The organism is Mycobacterium sp. 3519A (assembly GCF_900240945.1).
GTDB lineage: Bacteria > Actinomycetota > Actinomycetes > Mycobacteriales > Mycobacteriaceae > Mycobacterium.
Genome location: NZ_OESG01000013.1, coordinates 1,947,162 through 1,968,173, shown reverse-complemented (window position 1 = coordinate 1,968,173; position 21,012 = coordinate 1,947,162). Strand labels below are relative to the sequence as shown.

Here is a 21,012-nt window from a genome sequence, read left to right as displayed (position 1 = left end):
AGCCGATCACCTTACTGACCCCAGCCTTTCGGCACATTCGGGTGTGGCACGGCACTATCTGGGGGATTCTGCACCGATGGGCGACTTCGGACTGCTCGGCGCATGGCTGTTGTTGGTGGCGGTTCTCGCCGTCGCGGTGCTGATCGCGATCCTCGGCGTGCGGTTGTCCGACCGCGTGCTGGCCCGTGGCACCGGACCGGAGCACAACTCAGTGCTGTCCCCGTTCCTGACGGTCACCGGCCTCGTCTACGGTGCACTGCTCGGCTTCACCGTCGTCGTCGGATGGCAGCAGTTCCTCACCGCACAGGTGAACGTCTCCAACGAGGCGTCGGCGTTGACGACCCTGTACCGCCAGACCGTCGCGATGCCGCAGCCGGAGCAGTCGCAAGTGCGCGAACAACTGCGCACCTACGCCGAGGGGCTGCAGGGCCCGAGGTGGGGCAAGGAGCAGTTCAGCGAGATCAACAACTCGGCGCGCACCGCGCTCACGGAGATGTATCGCATCGTGGGCGGACCGCAAACCGGTTCGACAGCGAGCCCGATCAATTCGCAGTTCCTCAGCGAGCTGTCCGTGCTGGCGAGCGACCGCAGCGCACGAATCCTGAACTCCAAACCGCGAATACCTCCGCTGCTGTGGTGTTCCCTGCTCTTCGGCAGTGCGCTGCTGATCACGCTCACCAGCTTCATGCGGCTCACGAACGATCGCGCTCATATGCTCCTGGTGAGTGCAGTCACGGTCCTGCTCGGGTTGCTGCTGTATCTCGTCTATGTGCTCGATCATCCGTTCGGCCCGATGGGCGTCACGCCGGAACCGTTCAGCCATGCCGTCACGGTGTTCGACCTGGTCGACCAGGAGTCGTGATCACCCCTGTGTCGCAACAGCTTTCGAGTTGCGCAACACGACCTCAAGGACGACACCCGCGACGATCCACACTGCCAGCACGACGATCGGGTGAGTGAGGCCGTTCGCGTCGAAGTACACGATCCGCCGGATCGCGTCGGTGCCCGCGCCGTTGGGCAGCACACCGCCGATCGCCCGCCAGAACGGCGGCAGCAGCGGCGGCGGGGACGCACCGCCCGCCGAAGGAACACCGAGGATCACGAAAATCACCGCGGCCAGCCCGATGCCGACGAGCCGGAACCGCGTCTGCAGCGCCAGCGTCGCCGTCGCGGCCGAAAGTGTCACCAGCACACCGATTCCTGCGACCTGCCAGAAGTGGCCGTCGATCGCGCCCACCAGGATGTCGGCGATCACCGCACCGCCGATCCCGGACGCCAGCGCGTAGCCGAGCGCCGCGGCCAGCCGCCACACCGCGGCGCCGACCACCACCGCGAACAGGCAGCCGCCGACCACCCAGCCGATGACCAGATAGAAGCCGGTGAGACCGCCCGCATCGCCCGCATCGAGTGGCACGGCGTCGTGCACCGACACCGTCCGGCCGTGGACTTTGGCCGCGGTGTCGAACAGGTCTTCCACCGCCGACGCCACCGACGGTCCTGCGGCGGAGGCCACCGCCGCGAAGTCGTGGATGTCGGCGGCACTGACCACGTACACCCCCGCGGCCTGGCCTGCGCGCAGCGACGCAAGCGCGACCCGCACGTCGTCGGAGGCGCTGGCCTGCAGCGGTTGCCCCGGTATCGCGTTCAACTGGTCGGCGACCTGGCGGCTCACGTCCTGCGGCGCGACCACGATCACCGGGATCCGGTGCGGCCGTGGCGCGTGCAGCGCGCCGATGCAGGACAGGATGAACGCCAACTGCAACACCAGCACGCCGAGCCCGAGCAGAAGTGCGCGGCGCGCTGCCGTGTCAGTCACGTCCCTGCCAGGTGCAGATGCATGCTTCATTGCCTTCCGCGTCGGCGAGCACCCAGAACGCCGGCGCCGCCGCGTCGGAGAGCAGCCTGCCGCCCGCGGCGATCGCCGCGTCGATGCGCGTTTGGGCGGCCCGGTGCGGGACGTCGATGTCGAGGTGGATCCGATTGCGTTGCGGCCGAGGCGAATCCATCTGCTGGAACCAGATGGCCGGTGCCCGGCCCGCGGGATCGATCAGCGCCGCGTTCAGTTCGGAACCGGGTTCGTCGACGTAGCCGGTGACCGCCTTCCAGAACGGTCGCAGCCGTTCGATGTCCAACGCGTCGATCGCGATTTCGAACGCCTGCACGGCGCCGGGCGCTGCCTGCCACCCGCGCGAGGCCAGGGCCGTCGACACCTCACGGGCCAACCGGATATCGCGGCCGGTGACCCGGCAGTCGTCGGCGGACTGCAACCGCAGCACGGTGCGGTCGGCGCGGATGTCGATGCTCAGATGCCCTTGGCCGTCGGCGCCCGTCGTCGAAACCGCAAGTGCGGCAATGTCGCTGGCCTCGGCGAGTGTCGGCGCAGGCACCTCGGTGTACAGCGCGCCGAGGATCAGACACCAGCCTGCCGGGTCGACGGCATCGGAGATCTGCTGCCGTGTCGGCCGTGCGTCGTCGTCGCTCACAGCTCGCCGGCCTCTACCGCGTCGCGGGTGTGCTGCGCGGTGGCGATCTGGCGCGCGGAGAAGCCGATCCAGAATGCGGCCACACCGACGATCACCGCGATGCCCGCGACCCACAGCAGCGAATAGGTGTAGCCGTGGCCCAGGGCGTCCAACTGCGCGGGCGTCATGTCGTTGACCGGTCCGGTGGTGCCGCCCAGCCACAGCGTGCGCGACGTCTGTACGGCCTGGATCACCACCAATACCAGCGGGCCGCCGAGGTTCTGCACCATCAGCGTGATCGACGACACCGGTCCGATCTCCCGCGGACCCACCTCCGCCACCGCGCACAGCGGCAGGATGACCGCGATCATCCCGATGCCGAATCCGCCGACGACGATCGGCGCGAACAGGTCAGGGAAGTACGGGATGCTGCGGTCGAGCGTCGAACCGTAGAGCATCGCGGCGAGCACGAACACGCCGCCGCCGATGATCAGCCAGCGCGGTGCGATCCGCGGCGCAAGTCGGGCCGCCACCGCGCTGCCGATGCCGAACGCGATCGCGAACGGGATGAAGCCGATACCTGCTTTGAGCGCCGAGTAGCCGAGCACGTCCTGCACCAGTAGGCCGATCATCACGGTCAGCGTCAGCAGGACCCCGCCGGCCAGGAACAGCGAGACGAACGTCATCACCCGGTTGCGGTTGTCGAACACCGAGAACGGCACGATCGGATGCTCGGCGGTGCGTTCGACGATCAGGAACGCGATGAAGAACGCCGCCGACGCGATGCCTGCGCCGATCACCCACGGGTCGACCCACGCGCGCGGCGGCCCCTGCGTGAACACGAACACCGCCGACGTGCAGCCCAGGGTGGCCAGCAGCGCGCCCGTGACGTCGAGCTTGAGTCGTTCGTGATGCGTCTCGCCCAACCGCAGCACCGCGATGGTGATGATCGCGATGCCGATCGGCACGTTGATCAGGAACGCCAACCGCCACGAGATCACCGTGAGCGCCCCGCCGAGTACCAGGCCGAGCACCGACCCGATGCCCTGCATCGCCGCCGAGATCGCGAGCGCTCTGTTGCGGGCCTGGCCGACGGCGTAGGTCGTGGCGATCAGCGCAAGGCCGGTCGGGGCGGCCACCGCGGCGCCTGCGCCCTGCACCGCGCGGGCCACGATCAGCGTGACGGGTTCGGTGGCCAGCCCGCACACCAGCGAGGCGATCGTGAACACGCCGACACCGGACAGGAATGCCCGCTTGTGTCCGATAGCGTCGCCGACCCGCCCGCCAAGCAGCAGCAGTCCGCCGAACGCCAAGACGTAGGAGGTGATGACCCAGCTTTTGGCGGCGTCGGAGAGGTCCAACTCGGCCTGCATCCGCGGCAGCGCGACGATGACGATGGTGCCGTCGAGCGTCGACATGAGCTGCATGCCGGTGATCGCGATGATCGCGATGCCCAGCACCGAAGAGGACAGGGGCGCCGTGGAGCGTTCAGTTGACTCCCCGGCAGACATGGCTTGCCAGCCTACCGATTGGCGATTTGAGCACCTTCAGGCGCGCTCAGCGCTCGAAAACGCGCACAAGCCGCTAGAGCTCTCCGGAATCGATCGCGTCCTTGACCTCTTGCGCATGCGCCACCTGCTCGGAGGTGTAGCCGATGAACAGTGCCACCGCGCCGACGATCACCGCGACCGCGGCCACCCACAGCAGACCATAGGTGTAGCCCTGATCCAGGGCGTGCAGTTGCGTGCTGTCCATGTTCTTCACCGGTCCGGTGGTGCCGCCGAGATACAGCGTGCGCGATGTGATGACCGCCTGGATCACTGCCAGCACGACCGGCCCGCCGAGGTTCTGCAGCATCAACGCGATCGCCGACACCGGGCCGATCTGGTCGAAGCCCACTCCGGCGATGGCCGACACGGTCAACGGGACGACGATCATGCCGATGCCGAACCCGCCGACCACGATGGGCACCACCAGGTTCGGGAAGTACGGGATGCCGCCGTTGAGCGTCGAGCCGTAGATCATCGCGCCGAGCACCAGCACGCCGCCAGCGATCACGAGCACCCGCGGCGGGAACAGCGACACCAGATGCGACGACAGGCCCAGCCCGATGCCGAGCGCGATCACGAACGGGATGAAGCCGACGCCTGCGCGTAATGCGCTGTAGCCCATGATGTCCTGCACGTACAGGCCGATCAGCACGGTCAGCGTGAACATCACGCCGCCTGCGAGGAAGACGGCGGCGAACGTCGCCACCCGGTTGCGCTCCTTGAACAGTTCGAAAGGCACGACCGGGTTTTCGGCGGTGCGCTCGACGTAGAGGAACGCGACGAAGAAGGTCAGCGCGGCGAGTCCGGAGCCCACCGTCAACGGCTTGAGCCAGCCGTGTTCGGGGCCCATCGAGAAGCCGAACACCGCGAACGTGCACGCCAGCGTCGCCAGGATGGCGCCTGCGGCGTCGAGCTTCAGCCGCTCGCGGTGCGTCTCGCGAAGCGTGGTGCGGGCCAACTGGATCATCAGCAGGCCGATCGGGATGTTGATCAGGAACGCCCACCGCCAGGACACCTCGGTCAGCGCGCCGCCGACGATCAGTCCCATCACCGAGCCGACGCCGGTCATTGCGGCGAAGATCGCGGTGGCGGCGTTGCGCGCGGGCCCCTTCGGGAACGTGGTCGCGATCAGTGCCAGCGCCGTCGGCGACGCGATCGCCGCGCCGACGCCCTGCAGCAGTCGGGCGGTGACCAGGGTGGCCTCGTTCCACGCCAGCCCGCACAGGATCGAGGCGATGGTGAACAGCGCGACGCCTGCGATGAACGTGCGCTTGCGGCCGATGGTGTCGCCCAGTCGGCCGCCGAGCAGCATCAGCCCGCCGAAGGTCAGCACGTAGGCGGTGATCACCCAGCTGCGTCCGGCGTCGGACAGGCTCAGCTCGTCCTGAATCTTAGGAAGCGCGACGATCGCGACGGTGCTGTCCATGGTGGCGAGCAGTTGCATGCCGCCGATCGCGATCACCGCGGCGACGAACCGCCGCGAGGGTAGCCAAGCCGGGGACCTGCCTGTTTGCTCGAGCCCAGAGTGGTCCACGTTTATCGGAAGCCCCCTGTTAGCCCCACCTTCGGCATCACGACGGATGGCAGCTCGCTCTGCGTCATTGAGAGCCGTCATAGCTGGTTACCTTACAGTAATCTTAAGAATCCTTTATCCGGCGAAGGCCGCGACGGAGCCGATCACGATGATCGCCGGGGGCCTGATGCCCTCCTCGCGGATCCGCTCCGGGGCGTCGGAAAGCGTGGCACGCAAAGTTCGCTGAGCGGACGTGCTGCCGTGCTGCACCACGAGCACCGGCGTATCCGCAGGTCGACCGCCTTCCAACAACACCTTGGCGAACAACTCGATGCGCTCGACGGCCATCAGCAACACGATCGTCCCGGACAGCGCGGCCAGCGCATTCCAATTCACTAACGATTCGGGGTGGTCGGGCGCAACATGGCCGCTGACCACCACGAATTCATGCGTGACGTGCCGATGTGTGACCGGAACGCCGGCCAGCGCGGGAACCGCTATGGCACTCGTCACACCCGGCACGACGGTGACCGGAATCCCGGCTTCTGCGCACGCGATCACTTCCTCGTAGCCGCGCGCGAACACGAACGGGTCCCCGCCCTTGAGCCGGACGACGAACTTGCCCTCCTTGGCCCGCTCGATCATCACCTCGTTGATCGCGTCCTGCGCCATCGCCCGGCCGTACGGGATCTTCGCGGCATCGATGACCTCGACCTGCGGCGGCAGTTCGGCCAGCAGTTCCTGCGGGGCAAGCCGGTCGGCGACGACGACGTCCGCGTGCGCCAGCAGTCGCCTGCCCCGCACGGTGATCAACTCCGGGTCACCGGGTCCGCCGCCGACCAGCGCGACGCCGCCGTGCACGGCCCCGGGCGCCTCGGCGGTGATGACCCCCTGTTGCAGCGCCTCGTGGATGGCCGACCGGATGGCCGCCGAGCGGCGGTGCTCACCGCCGGCCAGCACCCCGACGGACAACCCCTCGTATTCGAATGATGCGGGTGTAACGGCGGTGCCCCCACGGGCGATGTCGGCGCGGACGCAGAAGATGTGCCTGCGGTCGGCCTCGGCGACGACGGCGGCGTTGACGGCCGGATCGTCGGTGGCCGCGATCACATACCACGCGTCGTCGAGGTCGCCATCGCGAAACTCCCGCAGCGTCAACGTGATTCCGGGCATACCCTCGACGGCCGGGGTCGCGGTGCGGGTGACGACGTGCACGTCGGCGCCGTTGGCGATCAGCAGCGGCAGGCGGCGCTGCGCCACCGTGCCACCCCCGACGACCACGACCTTCTTGCCGGCCAGGCGCAGGCCGACGAGGTAGGCGTTCTCCGAGGTCATCTCGCCCCTCGCGTGCGCGGAACTCACCCGGCGAGCTTAGAGGTTGCCGCCGTGGCCACGAAGCGGGATATCGCATGCGGATGCGCTGCCGGGTGGGTGTGCAGATACGACGCGTGCACGCCGCGGTCGACGGCGCCGTCGCGGACACCGCCGGCAAAAACCCACGCCGGCGGGTAGCTGTCGTCGAATGTGACTGTGGTGCGGTGGAATTCGTGCCCCATGGCACGCTCGCCGACAGCGTGCAGCGCCGAGTCGGTGACCGCGACGGCCTCCCGGTAGCCCAGGGTCAGCCGATCGGTGAACCGCGCCGACCCCGCCAGCACGCCGCACATCGGGTGCCCGTCGAGGTCGTCGATCAGATACGTCAGGCCCGCGCATTCCGCCTGGATCGGGGCGCCGCTCGCGGCCAGGTGATGGATCTGTTGGCGGACAACATCGTTGGCCGACAGGTCCGTGCCGAACTGCTCGGGAAATCCGCCAGGAATGACCAGCGCGTCGGTCGACGGCGGCAGCGGATCGGCCAACGGGTCGAATTCGACGACGTCGGCGCCTGCGGCCCGCAACAGTTCGCCGTGTTCGGTGTAGCCGAAGGAGAATGCCCTGCCCGCCGCCAGCGCGACGGTGACGACCGTGGCCACCGGATCGGCGACATCGGGCTGCCACGGCGCATCGGTCACCCTGCTCGCCGCCACCGCGGCGATGCCCGCGAGGTCGACGTGTCTGCCCACGAGTTCGGTCATCGCGTCGACCGCGGCCCGCGCCTGCTCGCCGTGTTCGACGGCGGTGACCAGGCCCAGGTGTCGCGACGGGACAGCCAGTTCGTCGGCGCGCGGAATCGCGCCCAGCACTGGCGCGCCTGCGTGCTCGCACGCCTGCCGCAGCACCTCCTCGTGGCGCGCCGAGCCGACGCGGTTGAGGATCACCCCCGCGATGCGGATTGACTGGTCGAACGTCGAAAAGCCGTGCAGCAGCGCCGCGATGCTGTGGCTCTGGCCTCTGGCGTCGACCACCAGCACCACCGGCGCGCCCAGCAGCGCGGCGACGTGCGCGGTGGACCCCTGGGCCGTCGCGCTGTCGGTGATGCGGCCGTCGAACAGGCCCATCACGCCCTCGACGACGGCGATGTCGGCATCCGCACTGCCGTGCCGGTACAGCGGGCCGATCAGCTGCTCCCCCACCAGCACCGGGTCCAGGTTGCGCCCGGGTCGCAGCGCAGCCAGCGCGTGGTAGCCGGGGTCGATGAAGTCCGGGCCCACCTTGAACGGCGCGACGCGGCGCCCGGCGCGCCGCAGCGCGCCCATCAAACCCGTTGCGACAGTGGTCTTTCCGCTGCCCGACGCGGGCGCGGCGATGACCACCGCAGGCGTACTCACGTCACCTTCTTCTCGCGAGCAGACGCAAAGTGTCCCATTTTCTCGGCGTGTCGGGACATTTTGCGTCTGCTCGCGCAGGGAAACGCGCAGGCCGAACTCACCACTCGATGCCCTTCTGACCCTTGCGGCCGACGTCCATCGGGTGCTTCACCTTGGTCATCTCGGTCACCAGATCGGCGGCGTCGAGCAACTGCTGCGGCGCATCGCGACCGGTGATCACCACGTGCTGGGTGCCTGGCCGCGACGTCAGCGTGGAAACCACCTCGTCGACGGACACCCAGCCCCACTTCAGTGGATAGGTGAACTCGTCGAGCACATAGAAATCGTGCCGCTGCTCGGCGAGCCGGCGCGCGATCTCGGCCCACCCGTCGGCGGCGGCCGCGGCGTGGTCGACGTCGCTGCCGTGTTTCCGCGACCACGACCACCCCGAGCCCATCTTGTGCCACTCGACCGGCCCGCCGACCCCGTGCTCGTCGTGCAACCGGCCCAACTCCCGGAATGCGGCCTCCTCGCCGACTTTCCACTTCGCGCTCTTGACGAACTGGAACACCGCGACGTCAAAGCCCTGGTTCCAGGCCCGCAGCGCCATGCCGAACGCCGCGGTCGACTTGCCCTTGCCCGCGCCGGTGTGCACCGCCAGCAGCGGCGCATTGCGACGGACGCGTGTCGTCAGGCCGTCGTCGGGGACGGTGAGCGGTTGACCCTGTGGCATCGCGGTCTCCTTACGCGGCAGTGCGCACGACGTCGGTGAGTGCGTCGGCGCGCAGGTGCGCCAACCGCACCGCAGGCGCACCGAGCTGGCGGGCCAGCTGCTCCGCCAAACCCAGTCGCACATAGGAGGTTTCACAGTCCACCACGACGGCTGCCGCTCCCTCAGCGACCAGCAGGTCTGCGGCGGTCCGCGCGCGGCCCAGCGGATCGGGTCCACCCGTCGCGCGCCCGTCGGTGAGTACGACGACAAGGCTGCGCCTCGCCCTGTCGCGGGCCTTCTCCCGCACGACCACGTCGCGGGCGGCCAGCAGGCCTTGCGCCAGCGGCGTTTTCCCGCCGGTGTCGAACCGTGCCAGTCGCCTGCTCGCGATGTGCACCGACGACGTCGGCGGCAGCAACAACTTGGCGTCCTGCTGCCGGAACGTGATCACCGCGACCTTGTCGCGGCGCTGGTACGCATCGCGCAACAGCGACAGCGTCGCCCCGCCGACGGCCGACATCCGGTCGCGCGCCGCCATCGACCCCGACGCGTCCACGACGAAGATGACGAGATTGCCTTCGCGGCCTTCCCGTATCGACCGTCGCACATCCTGTGCTTGCGGTCGCAGTCTGCCCGGCGCCCGTTGGCGACCCGCCGCGGCCAACAGCGTTCCGAACACGTGCACGCCGTGCCCCGCATCCCAATCCGCCGTCGCCGAGACCGCTTTACCGGTGCGGTTGCGCGCCCGCGACCGACGGCCTGGCGCACCGTCGCCGACGCCGGGCACCACCAGCGCCCTGGTCCGGAACACCGCCGACGGCGCGCCGCTCGGCCGGGTGACGGAATTCGAATTACCTTGCGGCGCAGAATCTTCGGGACCAGAAATCGACTCGCCCCCGCCGGGAGAAGGATCCGGGTCAGGCTCCGGCTCGTCCGCCGCTTCACTGGCCTGGGCCATCGCGTCGTCGAGTTGGCCCTGATCCAGTCCCGGGTCGTCGAACGGGTCACGCCGCCGCCGGTGCGGCAGCGCCAGTTCGGCCGCCACCCGGATGTCCTCTTCGCCCACCGTATCGGCGCCCCGCCAGGCCGCGTGCGCGACGGCCGTGCGCGCCACCACCAAATCGGCGCGCATGCCGTCGACGTCGAACGCCGCGCACAGCGCCGCGATGCGGCGTAATTCGCTGTCCGGCAACGACACTGACGCCACCCGCGCACGCGCATCGGCGACGCGGCTGGCCAACTCGGCGTCCGCGCCCGCATAGCGCTCGGCGAATCCCAAGGGGTCGGCCTCGAACGCCATCCGCTGCCGGATCACCTCGGCGCGCACCTCCACGTCGCGGGAGGCATGCACATCGACGGTCAACCCGAACCTGTCGAGAAGCTGCGGTCGCAGTTCGCCTTCTTCGGGGTTCATCGTGCCGATGAGCACGAACCGGGCCTCGTAGTTGTGCGAAACGCCGTCGCGCTCAACGTGAACCCGCCCCATCGCGGCGGCATCGAGAATCACGTCGACCAGATGGTCGTGCAGCAGGTTGACCTCGTCGACGTACAACACGCCGCCGTGCGCGCGGGCCAGCAGCCCCGGGGAGAACGCGTGCTCCCCGTCGCGCAGCACCTTTTGCAGATCCAGCGACCCGACCACCCGGTCCTCGGTCGCGCCGATCGGCAATTCGACCAATGCCGCGCCGTCGATGTCGGCCAGCACATGCGCCAACGCGCGGACCGCCGTCGACTTCGCGGTGCCCTTCTCGCCGCGGATCAGCACACCGCCGATTTCCGGTCGCACCGCGCACAACAGCAGCGCCAACCGCAGCCGCTCATGGCCGACGATCGCACTGAACGGATAGCCCGGAGTCACGTGTGCACGCCCGCCTTGATCATCGGCACGTGCGGGATGCCGTCGTCGAGGAACTCCTCACCGTCGCGGACGAAACCGTGCCTGCCGTACATCTCCTCGAGATAGGTCTGCGAGTTGATGCGGCACGGATAGTCGCCGACCTCCGCCAAAGCGGCTTGGAGCAGCCGGTTGGTGTGGCCGTGGCCGCGGGCGCCGCGTTTGGTGCAGACCCGCCCGATGCGGAAGCCCTTGTGCCCGCCCGGATGCTCCTCCATCAGCCGCAGCGTCGAGATGACCTCGCCGTCGGGCGTTTCCAACCAGAAGTGCCGGGTTTCGGCGTCCAGGTCGCGGCCGTCCAACTCGGGATACGGGGTGGCCTGCTCGACGACGAACACCTCGACGCGCAGCTTGAGCAGCTCGTAGAGCGTCGCGGCGTCCAGGTCCTTGGCCCAACTGCGGCGCAGCGCAACCGTCATCGGGCCGTCACCGACTCATTCAATTTCAGTACCTTGGTGCCCCACGACCAGACCTCCTCGAACAGCGCCGGTTCATTCGACAATGCGGTGCCGAGCGACGGCACCATCTCCTTGAGCTTGGGCAACCACGTCGGATAGCGGTCGGGAAAACAGCGCGCCATGACGTCGAGCATCGCAGGCACCGCCGTCGACGCGCCCGGCGAGGCACCCAGCAGCCCGGCGATCGTGCCGTCGGCGGCAGCCAACACCGAGGTGCCGAAATCCAACACGCCGCGCCCGCCCTTGACCCGACGGATCACCTGCACCCGCTGTCCGGCCACCTCCAGCTGCCAGTCGGAATCGACTGCGCCGGGCATGAATTCGTGCAGCGCATGCACCCGTTCGGAATCCGGCTGCACCAGCTGGGCGATCAGATACTTGACGAACTTGGTCTGCGACGCGGCCGCGGTAACCATCGGCATCAGGTTGTTCGGCCGCACCGACAGCGGCAGATCGGTCGGGTTGCCGTGCTTCAAGAACTTCGGTGACCAGGTGGCGAACGGCCCGAACACCAGCCACGGCTTGCCGTTGATCACCCGGGCGTCCAGATGGGAGCCGGCCATCGGCGGCGCCCCCGGCGGCGGCATGCCGTACACCTTGGCGCGGTGCGCGGCGGTCAGCGCGCGCCGGTCGCTGCGCAGGAACGCCCCCCCGACCGGAAAACCCCCGAACCCGGCGGATTCGGCGATGCCCGACTTCTGCAACAGCCCTATCGTGCCGCCACCCGCGCCGACGAACACGAACTTGGCGTTGCACTTTCGCGTCTCCCCGGTACGGCGGTTGGCGACCGTAAGTGTCCAGCTGCCGTCGGACTGCTGTTCCAGACGTCGCACTTCGTGGCCGAACAGAGTGGCCATGCCCTGTACGGCGCCGTGGCTGATGAGCTGTCGCGACAGCGCCCCGAAGTCGACGTCGGTGCCGTCCTGCGCCCAGGCCAGCGCGATCGGCTCGGCAGCACAGCGGCCCTGGGCCATCAGCGGTAGCCGCCTGCCGAATTCGTCGCGGTCCTCGATCAGCTCCAGTGAGGCGAACAGCGGATTGCCGACGAGCGCGTCGTGCCGCCGTTTCAGGTAGCCGACGGGTCCTGCGCCGCGCACGAAACTGACGTGTGGGATCGGGTGCAGAAAGCTGCGGGCGTCGGGCAGCAGCCCGTTTTCCACGGCGTACGCCCAGAACTGCCGGGTCACCTGGAACTGCTCGTTGACCTGGACCGCCTTGCTGATCTCGATCGAACCGTCCGGGCGTTCCGGCGTGTAATTCAGCTCGCATAGCCCGGCGTGCCCGGTGCCCGCGTTGTTCCACGCGTAGCTGCTCTCGGCCGCCGCCGCGTCCAACCGCTCGACCAGGGTGATCGACCAATCCGGCGCCACCTGCCGCAACAGCGCGCCCAGCGTGGCGCTCATGATGCCAGCGCCTACCAGCACGACGTCGGTCTGTGCGGTCTTCGGGTCAGACATCGCTGTTCAGGCTATCCCGCCGGAGTCGGCCCGGGTCGATCCGGGCGCGCCGTTAAGGTGGCTGTTGTGCCTGGATGGGAGCCCGACGTGCTGCCTGGCTATTGGCAGCAGACGTTTCAGCTCGGCCCGGATCCGGACGGCGAGGGCCACCTGGTCGCCACGTTGGTGCGCCGCGGCGAGGCCGACCCGTCCGCGAAACACGCCGTGCTGCTGGTGCACGGGTTCACCGACTACTTCTTCAACACCGACCAGGCCGACCACGCCGCCGCCAGAGGCTTCGCCGTCTACGCGCTCGACCTGAACAAGTGCGGGCGGTCGTGGCGCGAGGGCCAGACGCCGCACTTCACCACCGACCTGGCCCGCTACGACGACGAACTCGAGCAGGCGCTCGACGTGATCGCGCGGGAGTCGCCCAAGGCCGCCATCCTGGTCAACGGGCACTCCACCGGCGGCCTCGTCGTCGCGCTGTGGCTGGACCGGGTGCGGCGCCGCGGTGACACCGCCAGGCGGCACATCGCCGGTCTGGTCCTCAACAGTCCGTGGCTGGATCTGCAGGGCCCCGCGATCCTGCGCGCCGCGCCCACCGGCGCCGTGATCGGCGCCATCTCCCGGGTCCGCAAGACGCGGGTGCTGAGGTCGCCGACAGAGGGCGGTTACGGCGCGACGCTGCACCGGGAGTACGGCGGCGAATTCGACTACAACCTGGCGTGGAAGCCGATCGGCGGGTTCCCCGTCACGTTCGGCTGGCTGCACGCGATCCGCCGGGCGCACGCCAGGTTGCATCGCGGTCTCGACGTCGGCGTGCCCAACCTGATCCTGCGGTCCGACCGCAGCGTGCGCGAAGCCAGGGATCCGGACAAGATCCAGCGCGGCGACGCGGTGCTCGACGTCAGGCAGATCGCGCGCTGGGCGGGCTGCATCGGCAACCACTCGACGATCGTGCCGATCGCCGACGCCAAGCACGACGTCTTCCTGTCGGTGCCCGAGTCGCGGCAAGCGGCGTACCGGGCACTCGACCAGTGGCTGGATTGGTATCTGGCCGAAACCACCGATGCACCAACCCGATCCGAACGAGGGTGATCATATGAGCCATTTCGACATCGCGATCATCGGCACCGGCTCGGGTAACTCGATTCTCGACGAGCGCTACGCCGACAAGCGGGTGGCGATTTGCGAACAGGGCACCTTCGGCGGCACCTGCCTCAACGTCGGCTGCATCCCGACGAAGATGTTCGTCTACGCCGCCGATGTCGCGGGAAGCGCCAGGGAGTCAGCGCGATTCGGCGTCGACGCACACGTCGACGCGGTGCGGTGGACGGACATCGTCTCGCGGGTGTTCGGCCGCATCGACCCGATCGCGCTCGGCGGCGAGAACTACCGCCGGTCCTCACCGAACGTGCAGGTGTTCGCCAGCCACACCAGGTTCCGGCCGACGCTGCCCGACGGCCGCTACGCGTTGCGCACCGACGACGGCGACGAGTTCACCGCCGATCAGGTGGTGATCGCCGCCGGGTCCCGCGCCGTGGTGCCCGACGCGGTGGCCGAATGCGGGGTACCGCACCACACCAGCGACACGATCATGCGCATCGCCGAGGTGCCTGAACACCTCGTCATCATCGGCGGCGGATTCGTGGCTTGTGAGTTCGCCCATGTCTTTTCGTCGCTCGGCAGCCGGGTGACGATGTTGATCCGCGGCAGTTCGCTGCTGCGCGGGCACGACGACGACATCACGATGCGCTTCACCGACCTCGCCAGCCGCAAGTGGGAGATCCGCAACCACCATGAGCTGGCCGACGCCCGCGCAGTCGGCGAGGGGGTGGAGATCCGGTGCACGGACGGCTCGACGGTGCGCGGCGACGTGCTGCTGGTGGCGACTGGCCGGGTGCCCAACGGCGATCTGCTGGACGCCGAACACGCGGGTGTGAAGGTGAACGCGGGCGGTCAGGTGGTGGTAGATCAGTTCCAACGCACCTCGGCACGCAACATCTTCGCGCTTGGCGACGTGTCGTCGGACTATCAACTCAAGCACGTAGCCAACCACGAGGCCCGCGTCGTCAAGCACAACCTGTTGCAGGGCTGGGACGACACCGAGGCGCTGATGCCGTCGAACCACCGGTATGTGCCGTCAGCGGTGTTCACCGAACCGCAGATCGCCAGCGTCGGGCTCACCGAAAACGAGGCCAGGGCAAAGGGTTTCAACATCAAGGTGAAGGTCCAGGACTTCGGTGACGTGGCGTACGGCTGGGCGATGGAGGACACCACCGGCATCGCGAAGATCATCGTCGACGATGACACCGGGCTGCTACTCGGCGCGCACATCATGGGACACCAGGCGTCGTCGCTGATTCAGCCCCTCGTCCAGGCGATGGCGTTCGACCTGCCGGCTCAGGACATGGCCCGCGGCCAGTACTGGATCCACCCGGCGTTGCCCGAGGTGGTCGAGAACGCGTTGCTGGCGCTATGCGGCGAGCCGCCGTGGCCGCCGTCGAAACGCCACTAGTCCAGGGCTGCGGCCCAACGCTTTTCGACCTGCCCGAAGCGCCACACCGCCACGGCGATCAACCATGCCGCGAGGAACAGCCCGACGATCATGAAGCCGACGAACTCGAGGTTCGCCGACGCGATCGCGGCCAGCGGACCCGAGTGGATGCCGAACCGCTCGGCCACCAGACCCGAGAGCAGGATGACGCCGATCACCAGCGCGACGATCACCGACAGCACCGTCACGGTGAGGTTGTAGTACACCTTGCGGACAGGCTGCAGGAACGCCCACCCGTAGGCCCGCGACATCAGGATGCCGTCGACCGCGTCGAACAGGCTCATGCCCGCGGCGAACAGCACCGGCAACACCAGGATGGCGTACCAGGGCAGCGTGAACGCCGCCGTTCCCGCGGCGAGCACCAGCAGCGCCACCTGCGTTGCGGTGTCGAAGCCGAGGCCCATCAGCAGGCCGACCGGGTACAGGTGCCACGGCTTGCTGACCCGGCGCATCACCCGGGCGAAGATCCTGGCCAGAAACCCGCGGCTGGCGAGTTGCCGCTCGAGTTCGGCCTCGTCGAGGTCGCCGCTGCGCATCCGGCGGAACACCTTGGCGATGCCCACCGCCGCGAACAGGTTCGACAGCCCGATCAGGATCAGGAAGGTGCCTGCCACCAGTGAGCCGATGAGGCCGAGCGTCTGCAGCAGTGGCGAACCCTCGTCCTGCACCGGCCCCACCACCGCGCGCACGCCGATGGCCAACAGGAACGCCAGCCCGAACACGACGCTGGAATGCCCCAGCGAGAACCAGAATCCCGCCGACAGCGACCTGGTGCCCTCGCCCACCAACTTGCGTGTGGTGTTGTCGATGACGGCGATGTGATCGGCGTCGAAGGCGTGGCGCACCCCGAGCAGGTACGCGGTCACACCGAGTCCGACGCCGAACACCCCGGCCGATCCCAGGGTGATGTGCTGCGGCGCCACCCCGAAGACCAGCACACCCCAGCCGAACAGGTGCAGCGCGGAGACCACGCCGCCCATCGCGGTGATCGTGGTCCAGTCCGTACGGTCGAATCGCTTGATTTCAGGCTGTTCGACGACGGTCATGGGGCGAGCCTATGCCGTCGTCCGTTCATCTGTCTAGATGTTCAGATGATCATGCCAACGGGTCGGCGCTTGGTGGCCGTGACCAACAGATACTCGACGTTCCACACGCCACTCTGTCAGCAAAGCAAGTGAGTCGCGATCCAGGGCGTCGACACGGTCAGGCTGTCGGATTACGCACTGCCTCTTCGTCCTATGGATGAAAAGCAGATGCCCAAAAACGTGAATCAGGAGAACGCAATGAACATCATGAAACTCGACGACAGCGCACGCCAACTCCTCGGGTCCGGCCCGGCAACACTGGTGACGATCAATCGCAACGGCAGCCCGCAAGTCAGCGTGGTCTGGGTGGCGGTGCAGCGTACAGCCGACGGCGGCGATGAGCTTGTCACCGCTCACCTGCTGGAGCATCAGAAGATCCGCAACATCCGACGTGATCCCCGCGTCGCGGTGACCATCGTCTCCACCGACCGCAGTGGGCCGCAGACGCCCTACCTGTCGATCAAGGGCACGGCGCGCGTCGAGGAGGGCGGTGCTCCAGAACTGCTCGACGATATCGCCACAACGATATTCGGCCCCGACACTGATTTCCCGCCGCCCGACGCACCGCCCGGATACCTGACTCGCATCACAATCGAGAAGGTAGGCGGGGTAGGCCTGTGGGCGCCCCGAACATAGCTGCCAGCCGGTATGGGCTTGTACCCGCAACTGAGGTCCTGGCACAAATCCATTGATGCGCGGTCAACACTTCGCAAGTCAACGTACGGTCGCTCAATGATCTACCAGTGGTTGGTACGCAAGCAGGCCCCCGCAAGTTGGCAGCGACTATCTGATCAGCGTATTGATGAACTACCACTCGCGGAAAACGTCCACTTCGTCTTCTTAGGCGACCATCCCCTCGCAGCTGATCTACGGGGTTCCGACGAGCTCCGCGCATGGCTGCGCAACCAACTTTTCCACCGCTTACCACGACTGCGCTTCGAAGTGGAAGACATGGTTGTCGAGGGCCCCCCGTGGTCTACGCGGGTAGCCACTCGCTACGTCGCGATGCAGGACGAGCGGGTGGTCTATCGCAGCACGACATTCGCTCGTGTCGTTTGGGGCAAGCTTGTCGAGGAGCGCATTTTGCCCGACACGCAAGCGTTGGCAGCCGTTCTGCAGTAAAGAAGGTTTCCCGCCGCGAGCAGTGTGCGATGCAACGCATGCGCGTTATCGGCGGCACCGTCGCGAAATTCGGTCGTCACACGCTATAGCTTTACCGAAGCTGCCGTCTTGTTATGGGCGAATGCGCGCGTTGGTGGGGTCGTAGAGCGGCTTGGTCGACACCGAGATCAGATACAACTGGCCGCCCACGTTCACCTGGTAGCTGCCCGCGTTGATCCAGTCGATGGTAACGACCGAATTGTCGGACGCGCGTAGATACGCCAGCCCGACGCAGGACCCGGTCGTCTCGCCCCACGCCGCGGACGTCACCTGGCCGGCGACCTCGCCGTCACGGATGACCAACTCGCCGCCCCACAGCATGGCGTCGGGCGAATCCACCTTGAAGCCCACCAGTTTCTTGCGCGGGCCTTCGGCCTTGGCCTTCTCGACGGCTTCACGGCCGAGGAACCCGATATCCGATTTCAGCTTGCACGCGAACAACAAACCGGCCTCGACCGGGTTCTCGCTCGGGGTCAGCTCCCTGCCGAACGCGCGGTACCCCTTCTCCAGGCGCAGCGACTCGATCGTGTAGTAGCCGCCGCGGCCCGCGCCCGCTTCGATCAGGTCTTCGTACACGCCGACGGCGAACTCCGCGGGAACATAGAGCTCCCAACCCAATTCGCCGACGTACGTGATCCGGGTGGCCCGCACGGTGGCGTAGCCGAGCGAGATCAGTCGGCTGGTGCCGAACGGAAACCCGTCGTCGGAGAGGTCAGCCGACGTGAGCGAGGACAACAGATCCCGGGACTTCGGCCCCATCACGCCGAACACCGCGTACGCCGAGGTCACGTCGACCAGTGCGGCGTTCGCACCGTCGGGCAGGCTTTTTCGGATGTGGTCCTTATCGCGTTCGGTGGTAGCCGCGCTGGCCACGATCAGGTATTCCTCGGCGCCGGTGCGAGTGACGGTGACGTCGGACTCGTAGGTGCCCCGCGCGTTGAGCATTCCGGTGTAGACCGACGTGCCGATGTCGACGGCCACGTCGGCAGTGCACAGCCACTGCAGCGCCGTCTCGGCGTCGCGCCCGACGAGCAGGTACTTCGAGAACGAGGTCTGGTCGAACACCGTGACGCCCGTGCGGGTGGTGGCCTGCTCGGCGGCCGACCACGGCAGCCAGTTCGGCTTGCCCCAGGTGTATTCGATCGTGGGCTCCACGCCGTCGGGCGCGAAGAAGTTGGCCCGCTCCCAGCCCATCTTGCTGCCGAAGTTCGCGCCCGCGGCTTGCAGCAGGTGATGTACCGGTGACCGGCGGAACGGTCTGGCGGTGGTCATTTCGCGGTTGGGCCACGGGATTTCGTAGTGGATGCCGAGCACCTCGGCGACCCGGTCACGCAGCCACCGGTTGTTGCCGTTGAACGGCGCGAACCGGCGGATGTCGACGCCCGTCAGATCGCTGGTCGCCGCGCCGTTGACGATCCACTCCGCCAAGGCACGGCCGGCACCGCCTGCGGTCGCGATCCCGACGGAGTTGAACCCGGCGCCGACGAAGAAGTTGGCGACCTCGGGCGCTTCGCCGAGGATGAACTGGTTGTCGGGGGTGAAACTCTCCGGTCCGTTGTAGAACTTCTTGATACCCGTCGCCTCGAGGGCGGGAATGCGCAGCAGTGCGCTGTTCATCAGAACCTCGAAGTGGTCCCAATCTTCGTCCAGGAGTTGGAATTCGAACGGGTAGGGAATCGCGTCGGGCGCCACCCACGGCTTGGCTTCCGGTTCGAAGCCGCCGACGACCAGGCCGCCGACCTCCTCCTTGAAGTACGTGTAGCCGTCCGGGTCACGCAGGATCGGCAGATCGGGGTGCACACCGTCGATGTGCTCGCTGACCACGTAGAAGTGCTCGGCCGAATGCAGGGGCACGTTGACGCCGGCCATCGCGCCCACCTGTTTGGCCCACTGGCCGGCGCAGTTGACGACGATTTCCGCCTCGATGTCGCCGTGCTCGGTGCGGACGCCGGTGGCACGGCCGCCGGCGGTGAGAACGTCTGTGACTCTGACTTTTTCGATGATGCGAGCGCCACGCATCCTGGCGCCTTTGGCCAGCGCGAAGGTCAGGTCGGTGGGGTTGGCCTTGCCGTCGCCGGGCAGCCAGATCGCTCCGACGAGATCGTCGACGCGCATCACCGGATAGTGCTCGAGCGCCTCTTCACCGGTGAGCAGCTCGCATTCCATGTCGAACGCGGCGGCGTTGGCGGCGGTGCGCCGCAACTGGATCATCCGGTCCTCGGTGCGCGCGACCGTCACTCCCCCACACTGCTTGTAGCCCGCCGAAAGCCCGGTCTCGGCTTCAAGTTCGGCGTAGAGCTGCGTGGAGTACTGCACCAACCGGGTCGCGCTTTCCGACGCGCGCAGTTGACCCACCAGCCCCGCGGCGTGCCACGTTGTGCCGCACGACAATTGGCCCTGTTCGAGCAGCACAACGTCGGTGATGCCGAGCTTGGTCAGATGATAGGCGACGCTGGTGCCGATGACGCCGCCGCCGATGATGACGACGTGGGCGCGGTCGGGAACCGAAGGGGTGGCCATGTGATCCTCAGTCTTCTGCGTGGGCGTCTTCGAGCAGGCGGTCGATGTGCGGGCTCGTGAATTCGGCGACGGCGGCCTCGTAGCGCTGCATCCCCCAACTCCAGAAGTCGAAGTCGAGTGCGCTGGTGGCACTTTGGATGCAGCCCCACAATGTCCAGCCGTACCTGCCGACAATGCCCTGCAAGTGGGCCCGCGCGGTCTTGTGCCGCAGCCTGCGGCCGTAGTACGTGGCGACGAGGTCGTCGAGCTGATCGGTGGTCAGCCCGCATTCCGCCCAGGTGTTGCCGAGTTCGAAGCACGGATCGTTGTTTCCGGAGTACTCGTAGTCGATGATCCACACCCGCTCGCCGTCTTCGATGAAGTTCTCCGCGAGCAGGTCGTTGTTGCACGGGACGGTGGTCTGATCGATGGCCCTCAGCGCGTCGCGGATCCGGCAGAAGGTGTCCGCGTACTCCAGATAGTCAGACGGCATCTTGAACCCGTTGTCGAGCACGGTCTTCAGATACGACGGTTGCCGCTCGAACATGTCGAAGCGGTTGCGGAACCGCGGTCCCGAGTGCAGTGCGCGACAACCCGCGGCCACTTTCGCGAGCACCTCAGGGCGCTGAAAGTCCGCGTTGGACAACGTCTTTCCGTTCAGGTAGCCCAGCAGCAGGATGCCGAGGTCGGGGCGGTAGTCGATCACCGGGGCGCCGACGCCCGCCCGCTCGGCGGCAACGGAGTTGTGGTACTCGTCATCGCGGTCGATGGCCAGGAAGTTGTTGGAGGTGTCGACGCACCGGGCGACGTAGACGCCGCCCGGCGTGGTGACCTTGACGTTGCAGTTCGTCAGCCCGCCGGACAGTTCCTGCAGTTGCCGCGGCCGACCGGCCAGCGCCGGGATCTCGTCCAGCAGCGCGTCGAGTTGCGCGTCGGTCGACGGGAACGGCATCGGTTCACTGTAACGCCGGCTCGGTTAAAGGTCTAGACTATTG

18 protein-coding genes are annotated in these 21,012 nt (G+C 67.6%); 5 read left to right on the top strand and 13 right to left on the bottom strand.

Annotated features, from left to right (window positions below):
* Nucleotides 1–76: 76 nt before the first annotated feature.
* On the top strand, nucleotides 77–862 hold the full coding sequence (locus C1A30_RS17340) for a DUF4239 domain-containing protein (RefSeq protein WP_101949428.1): 786 nt from the start codon (nucleotides 77–79) through the stop codon (nucleotides 860–862).
* On the opposite strand, the gene C1A30_RS17335 is transcribed toward C1A30_RS17340, so the two are convergent.
* The 10 genes from C1A30_RS17335 to mqo all read right to left on the bottom strand — a co-directional run bounded on the left by C1A30_RS17335 (nucleotide 863) and on the right by mqo (nucleotide 12,733).
* Complete coding sequence (locus C1A30_RS17335; RefSeq protein ID WP_101949427.1) at nucleotides 863–1,816, bottom strand: DUF3533 domain-containing protein; 954 nt, start codon at nucleotides 1,814–1,816, stop codon at nucleotides 863–865.
* On the bottom strand, nucleotides 1,809–2,483 hold the full coding sequence (locus tag C1A30_RS17330) for a VOC family protein (protein ID WP_101949426.1): 675 nt from the start codon (nucleotides 2,481–2,483) through the stop codon (nucleotides 1,809–1,811). Before C1A30_RS17330 ends, C1A30_RS17335 begins: the two co-directional genes overlap by 8 nt.
* Nucleotides 2,480–3,973: an MFS transporter gene (locus tag C1A30_RS17325; RefSeq protein WP_101949425.1), complete on the bottom strand. Its 1,494-nt coding sequence runs from the start codon at nucleotides 3,971–3,973 to the stop codon at nucleotides 2,480–2,482. Before C1A30_RS17325 ends, C1A30_RS17330 begins: the two co-directional genes overlap by 4 nt.
* A 73-nt stretch (nucleotides 3,974–4,046) precedes the next feature.
* Nucleotides 4,047–5,627: an MFS transporter gene (locus tag C1A30_RS17320; protein WP_101949424.1), complete on the bottom strand. Its 1,581-nt coding sequence runs from the start codon at nucleotides 5,625–5,627 to the stop codon at nucleotides 4,047–4,049.
* Nucleotides 5,628–5,660: 33 nt separating this feature from the next.
* Complete coding sequence (cobA, locus tag C1A30_RS17315; protein ID WP_101950275.1) at nucleotides 5,661–6,860, bottom strand: uroporphyrinogen-III C-methyltransferase; 1,200 nt, start codon at nucleotides 6,858–6,860, stop codon at nucleotides 5,661–5,663.
* Nucleotides 6,861–6,883: 23 nt separating this feature from the next.
* Nucleotides 6,884–8,233, bottom strand: coding sequence for a cobyrinate a,c-diamide synthase (locus C1A30_RS17310; protein ID WP_101949423.1), 1,350 nt, complete (start codon nucleotides 8,231–8,233; stop codon nucleotides 6,884–6,886).
* A gap of 97 nt (nucleotides 8,234–8,330) precedes the next feature.
* Nucleotides 8,331–8,945, bottom strand: coding sequence for a cob(I)yrinic acid a,c-diamide adenosyltransferase (gene cobO, locus C1A30_RS17305; RefSeq protein WP_101949422.1), 615 nt, complete (start codon nucleotides 8,943–8,945; stop codon nucleotides 8,331–8,333).
* 10 nt (nucleotides 8,946–8,955) lie between these two features.
* Entirely contained in the window at nucleotides 8,956–10,782 is a 1,827-nt protein-coding gene (locus C1A30_RS17300; protein ID WP_101949421.1) for a magnesium chelatase subunit D family protein, read from the bottom strand.
* The gene (locus tag C1A30_RS17295; protein ID WP_101949420.1) at nucleotides 10,779–11,237 is read right to left on the bottom strand and encodes a GNAT family N-acetyltransferase; all 459 of its coding nucleotides are present in this window, start codon (nucleotides 11,235–11,237) and stop codon (nucleotides 10,779–10,781) included. Before C1A30_RS17295 ends, C1A30_RS17300 begins: the two co-directional genes overlap by 4 nt.
* Nucleotides 11,234–12,733 (bottom strand): malate dehydrogenase (quinone), encoded by a 1,500-nt coding sequence (mqo, locus tag C1A30_RS17290; RefSeq protein WP_101949419.1) that lies wholly within the window; start codon nucleotides 12,731–12,733, stop codon nucleotides 11,234–11,236. Before mqo ends, C1A30_RS17295 begins: the two co-directional genes overlap by 4 nt.
* Before the next feature lie 66 nt (nucleotides 12,734–12,799).
* On the opposite strand from mqo, the gene C1A30_RS17285 reads away from it, so the two are divergent.
* Nucleotides 12,800–13,813, top strand: coding sequence for an alpha/beta hydrolase (locus C1A30_RS17285; RefSeq protein WP_101949418.1), 1,014 nt, complete (start codon nucleotides 12,800–12,802; stop codon nucleotides 13,811–13,813).
* 4 nt (nucleotides 13,814–13,817) lie between these two features.
* On the top strand, nucleotides 13,818–15,233 hold the full coding sequence (gene mtr / locus C1A30_RS17280) for a mycothione reductase (protein ID WP_101950274.1): 1,416 nt from the start codon (nucleotides 13,818–13,820) through the stop codon (nucleotides 15,231–15,233).
* On the opposite strand, the gene C1A30_RS17275 is transcribed toward mtr, so the two are convergent.
* Nucleotides 15,230–16,318: a HoxN/HupN/NixA family nickel/cobalt transporter gene (locus tag C1A30_RS17275; protein ID WP_101949417.1), complete on the bottom strand. Its 1,089-nt coding sequence runs from the start codon at nucleotides 16,316–16,318 to the stop codon at nucleotides 15,230–15,232. The two genes, mtr and C1A30_RS17275, sit on opposite strands and share 4 nt — an antisense overlap.
* A 237-nt stretch (nucleotides 16,319–16,555) precedes the next feature.
* On the opposite strand from C1A30_RS17275, the gene C1A30_RS17270 reads away from it, so the two are divergent.
* Together C1A30_RS17270 and C1A30_RS17265 are read left to right on the top strand one after the other, a co-directional pair.
* On the top strand, nucleotides 16,556–16,993 hold the full coding sequence (locus C1A30_RS17270) for a PPOX class F420-dependent oxidoreductase (RefSeq protein ID WP_101950273.1): 438 nt from the start codon (nucleotides 16,556–16,558) through the stop codon (nucleotides 16,991–16,993).
* A gap of 96 nt (nucleotides 16,994–17,089) precedes the next feature.
* Nucleotides 17,090–17,479: a nuclear transport factor 2 family protein gene (locus tag C1A30_RS17265; RefSeq protein ID WP_160112763.1), complete on the top strand. Its 390-nt coding sequence runs from the start codon at nucleotides 17,090–17,092 to the stop codon at nucleotides 17,477–17,479.
* 111 nt (nucleotides 17,480–17,590) lie between these two features.
* Here C1A30_RS17265 and C1A30_RS17260 read toward each other — a convergent pair whose 3' ends face one another.
* Together C1A30_RS17260 and C1A30_RS17255 are read right to left on the bottom strand one after the other, a co-directional pair.
* A complete protein-coding gene (locus tag C1A30_RS17260) occupies nucleotides 17,591–20,038 on the bottom strand; it encodes an FAD-dependent oxidoreductase (RefSeq protein ID WP_101949415.1) in 2,448 nt (815 codons plus the stop codon).
* A gap of 7 nt (nucleotides 20,039–20,045) precedes the next feature.
* The gene (locus tag C1A30_RS17255) at nucleotides 20,046–20,969 is read right to left on the bottom strand and encodes a choline kinase family protein (RefSeq protein ID WP_101949414.1); all 924 of its coding nucleotides are present in this window, start codon (nucleotides 20,967–20,969) and stop codon (nucleotides 20,046–20,048) included.
* Nucleotides 20,970–21,012 lie beyond the last annotated feature (43 nt).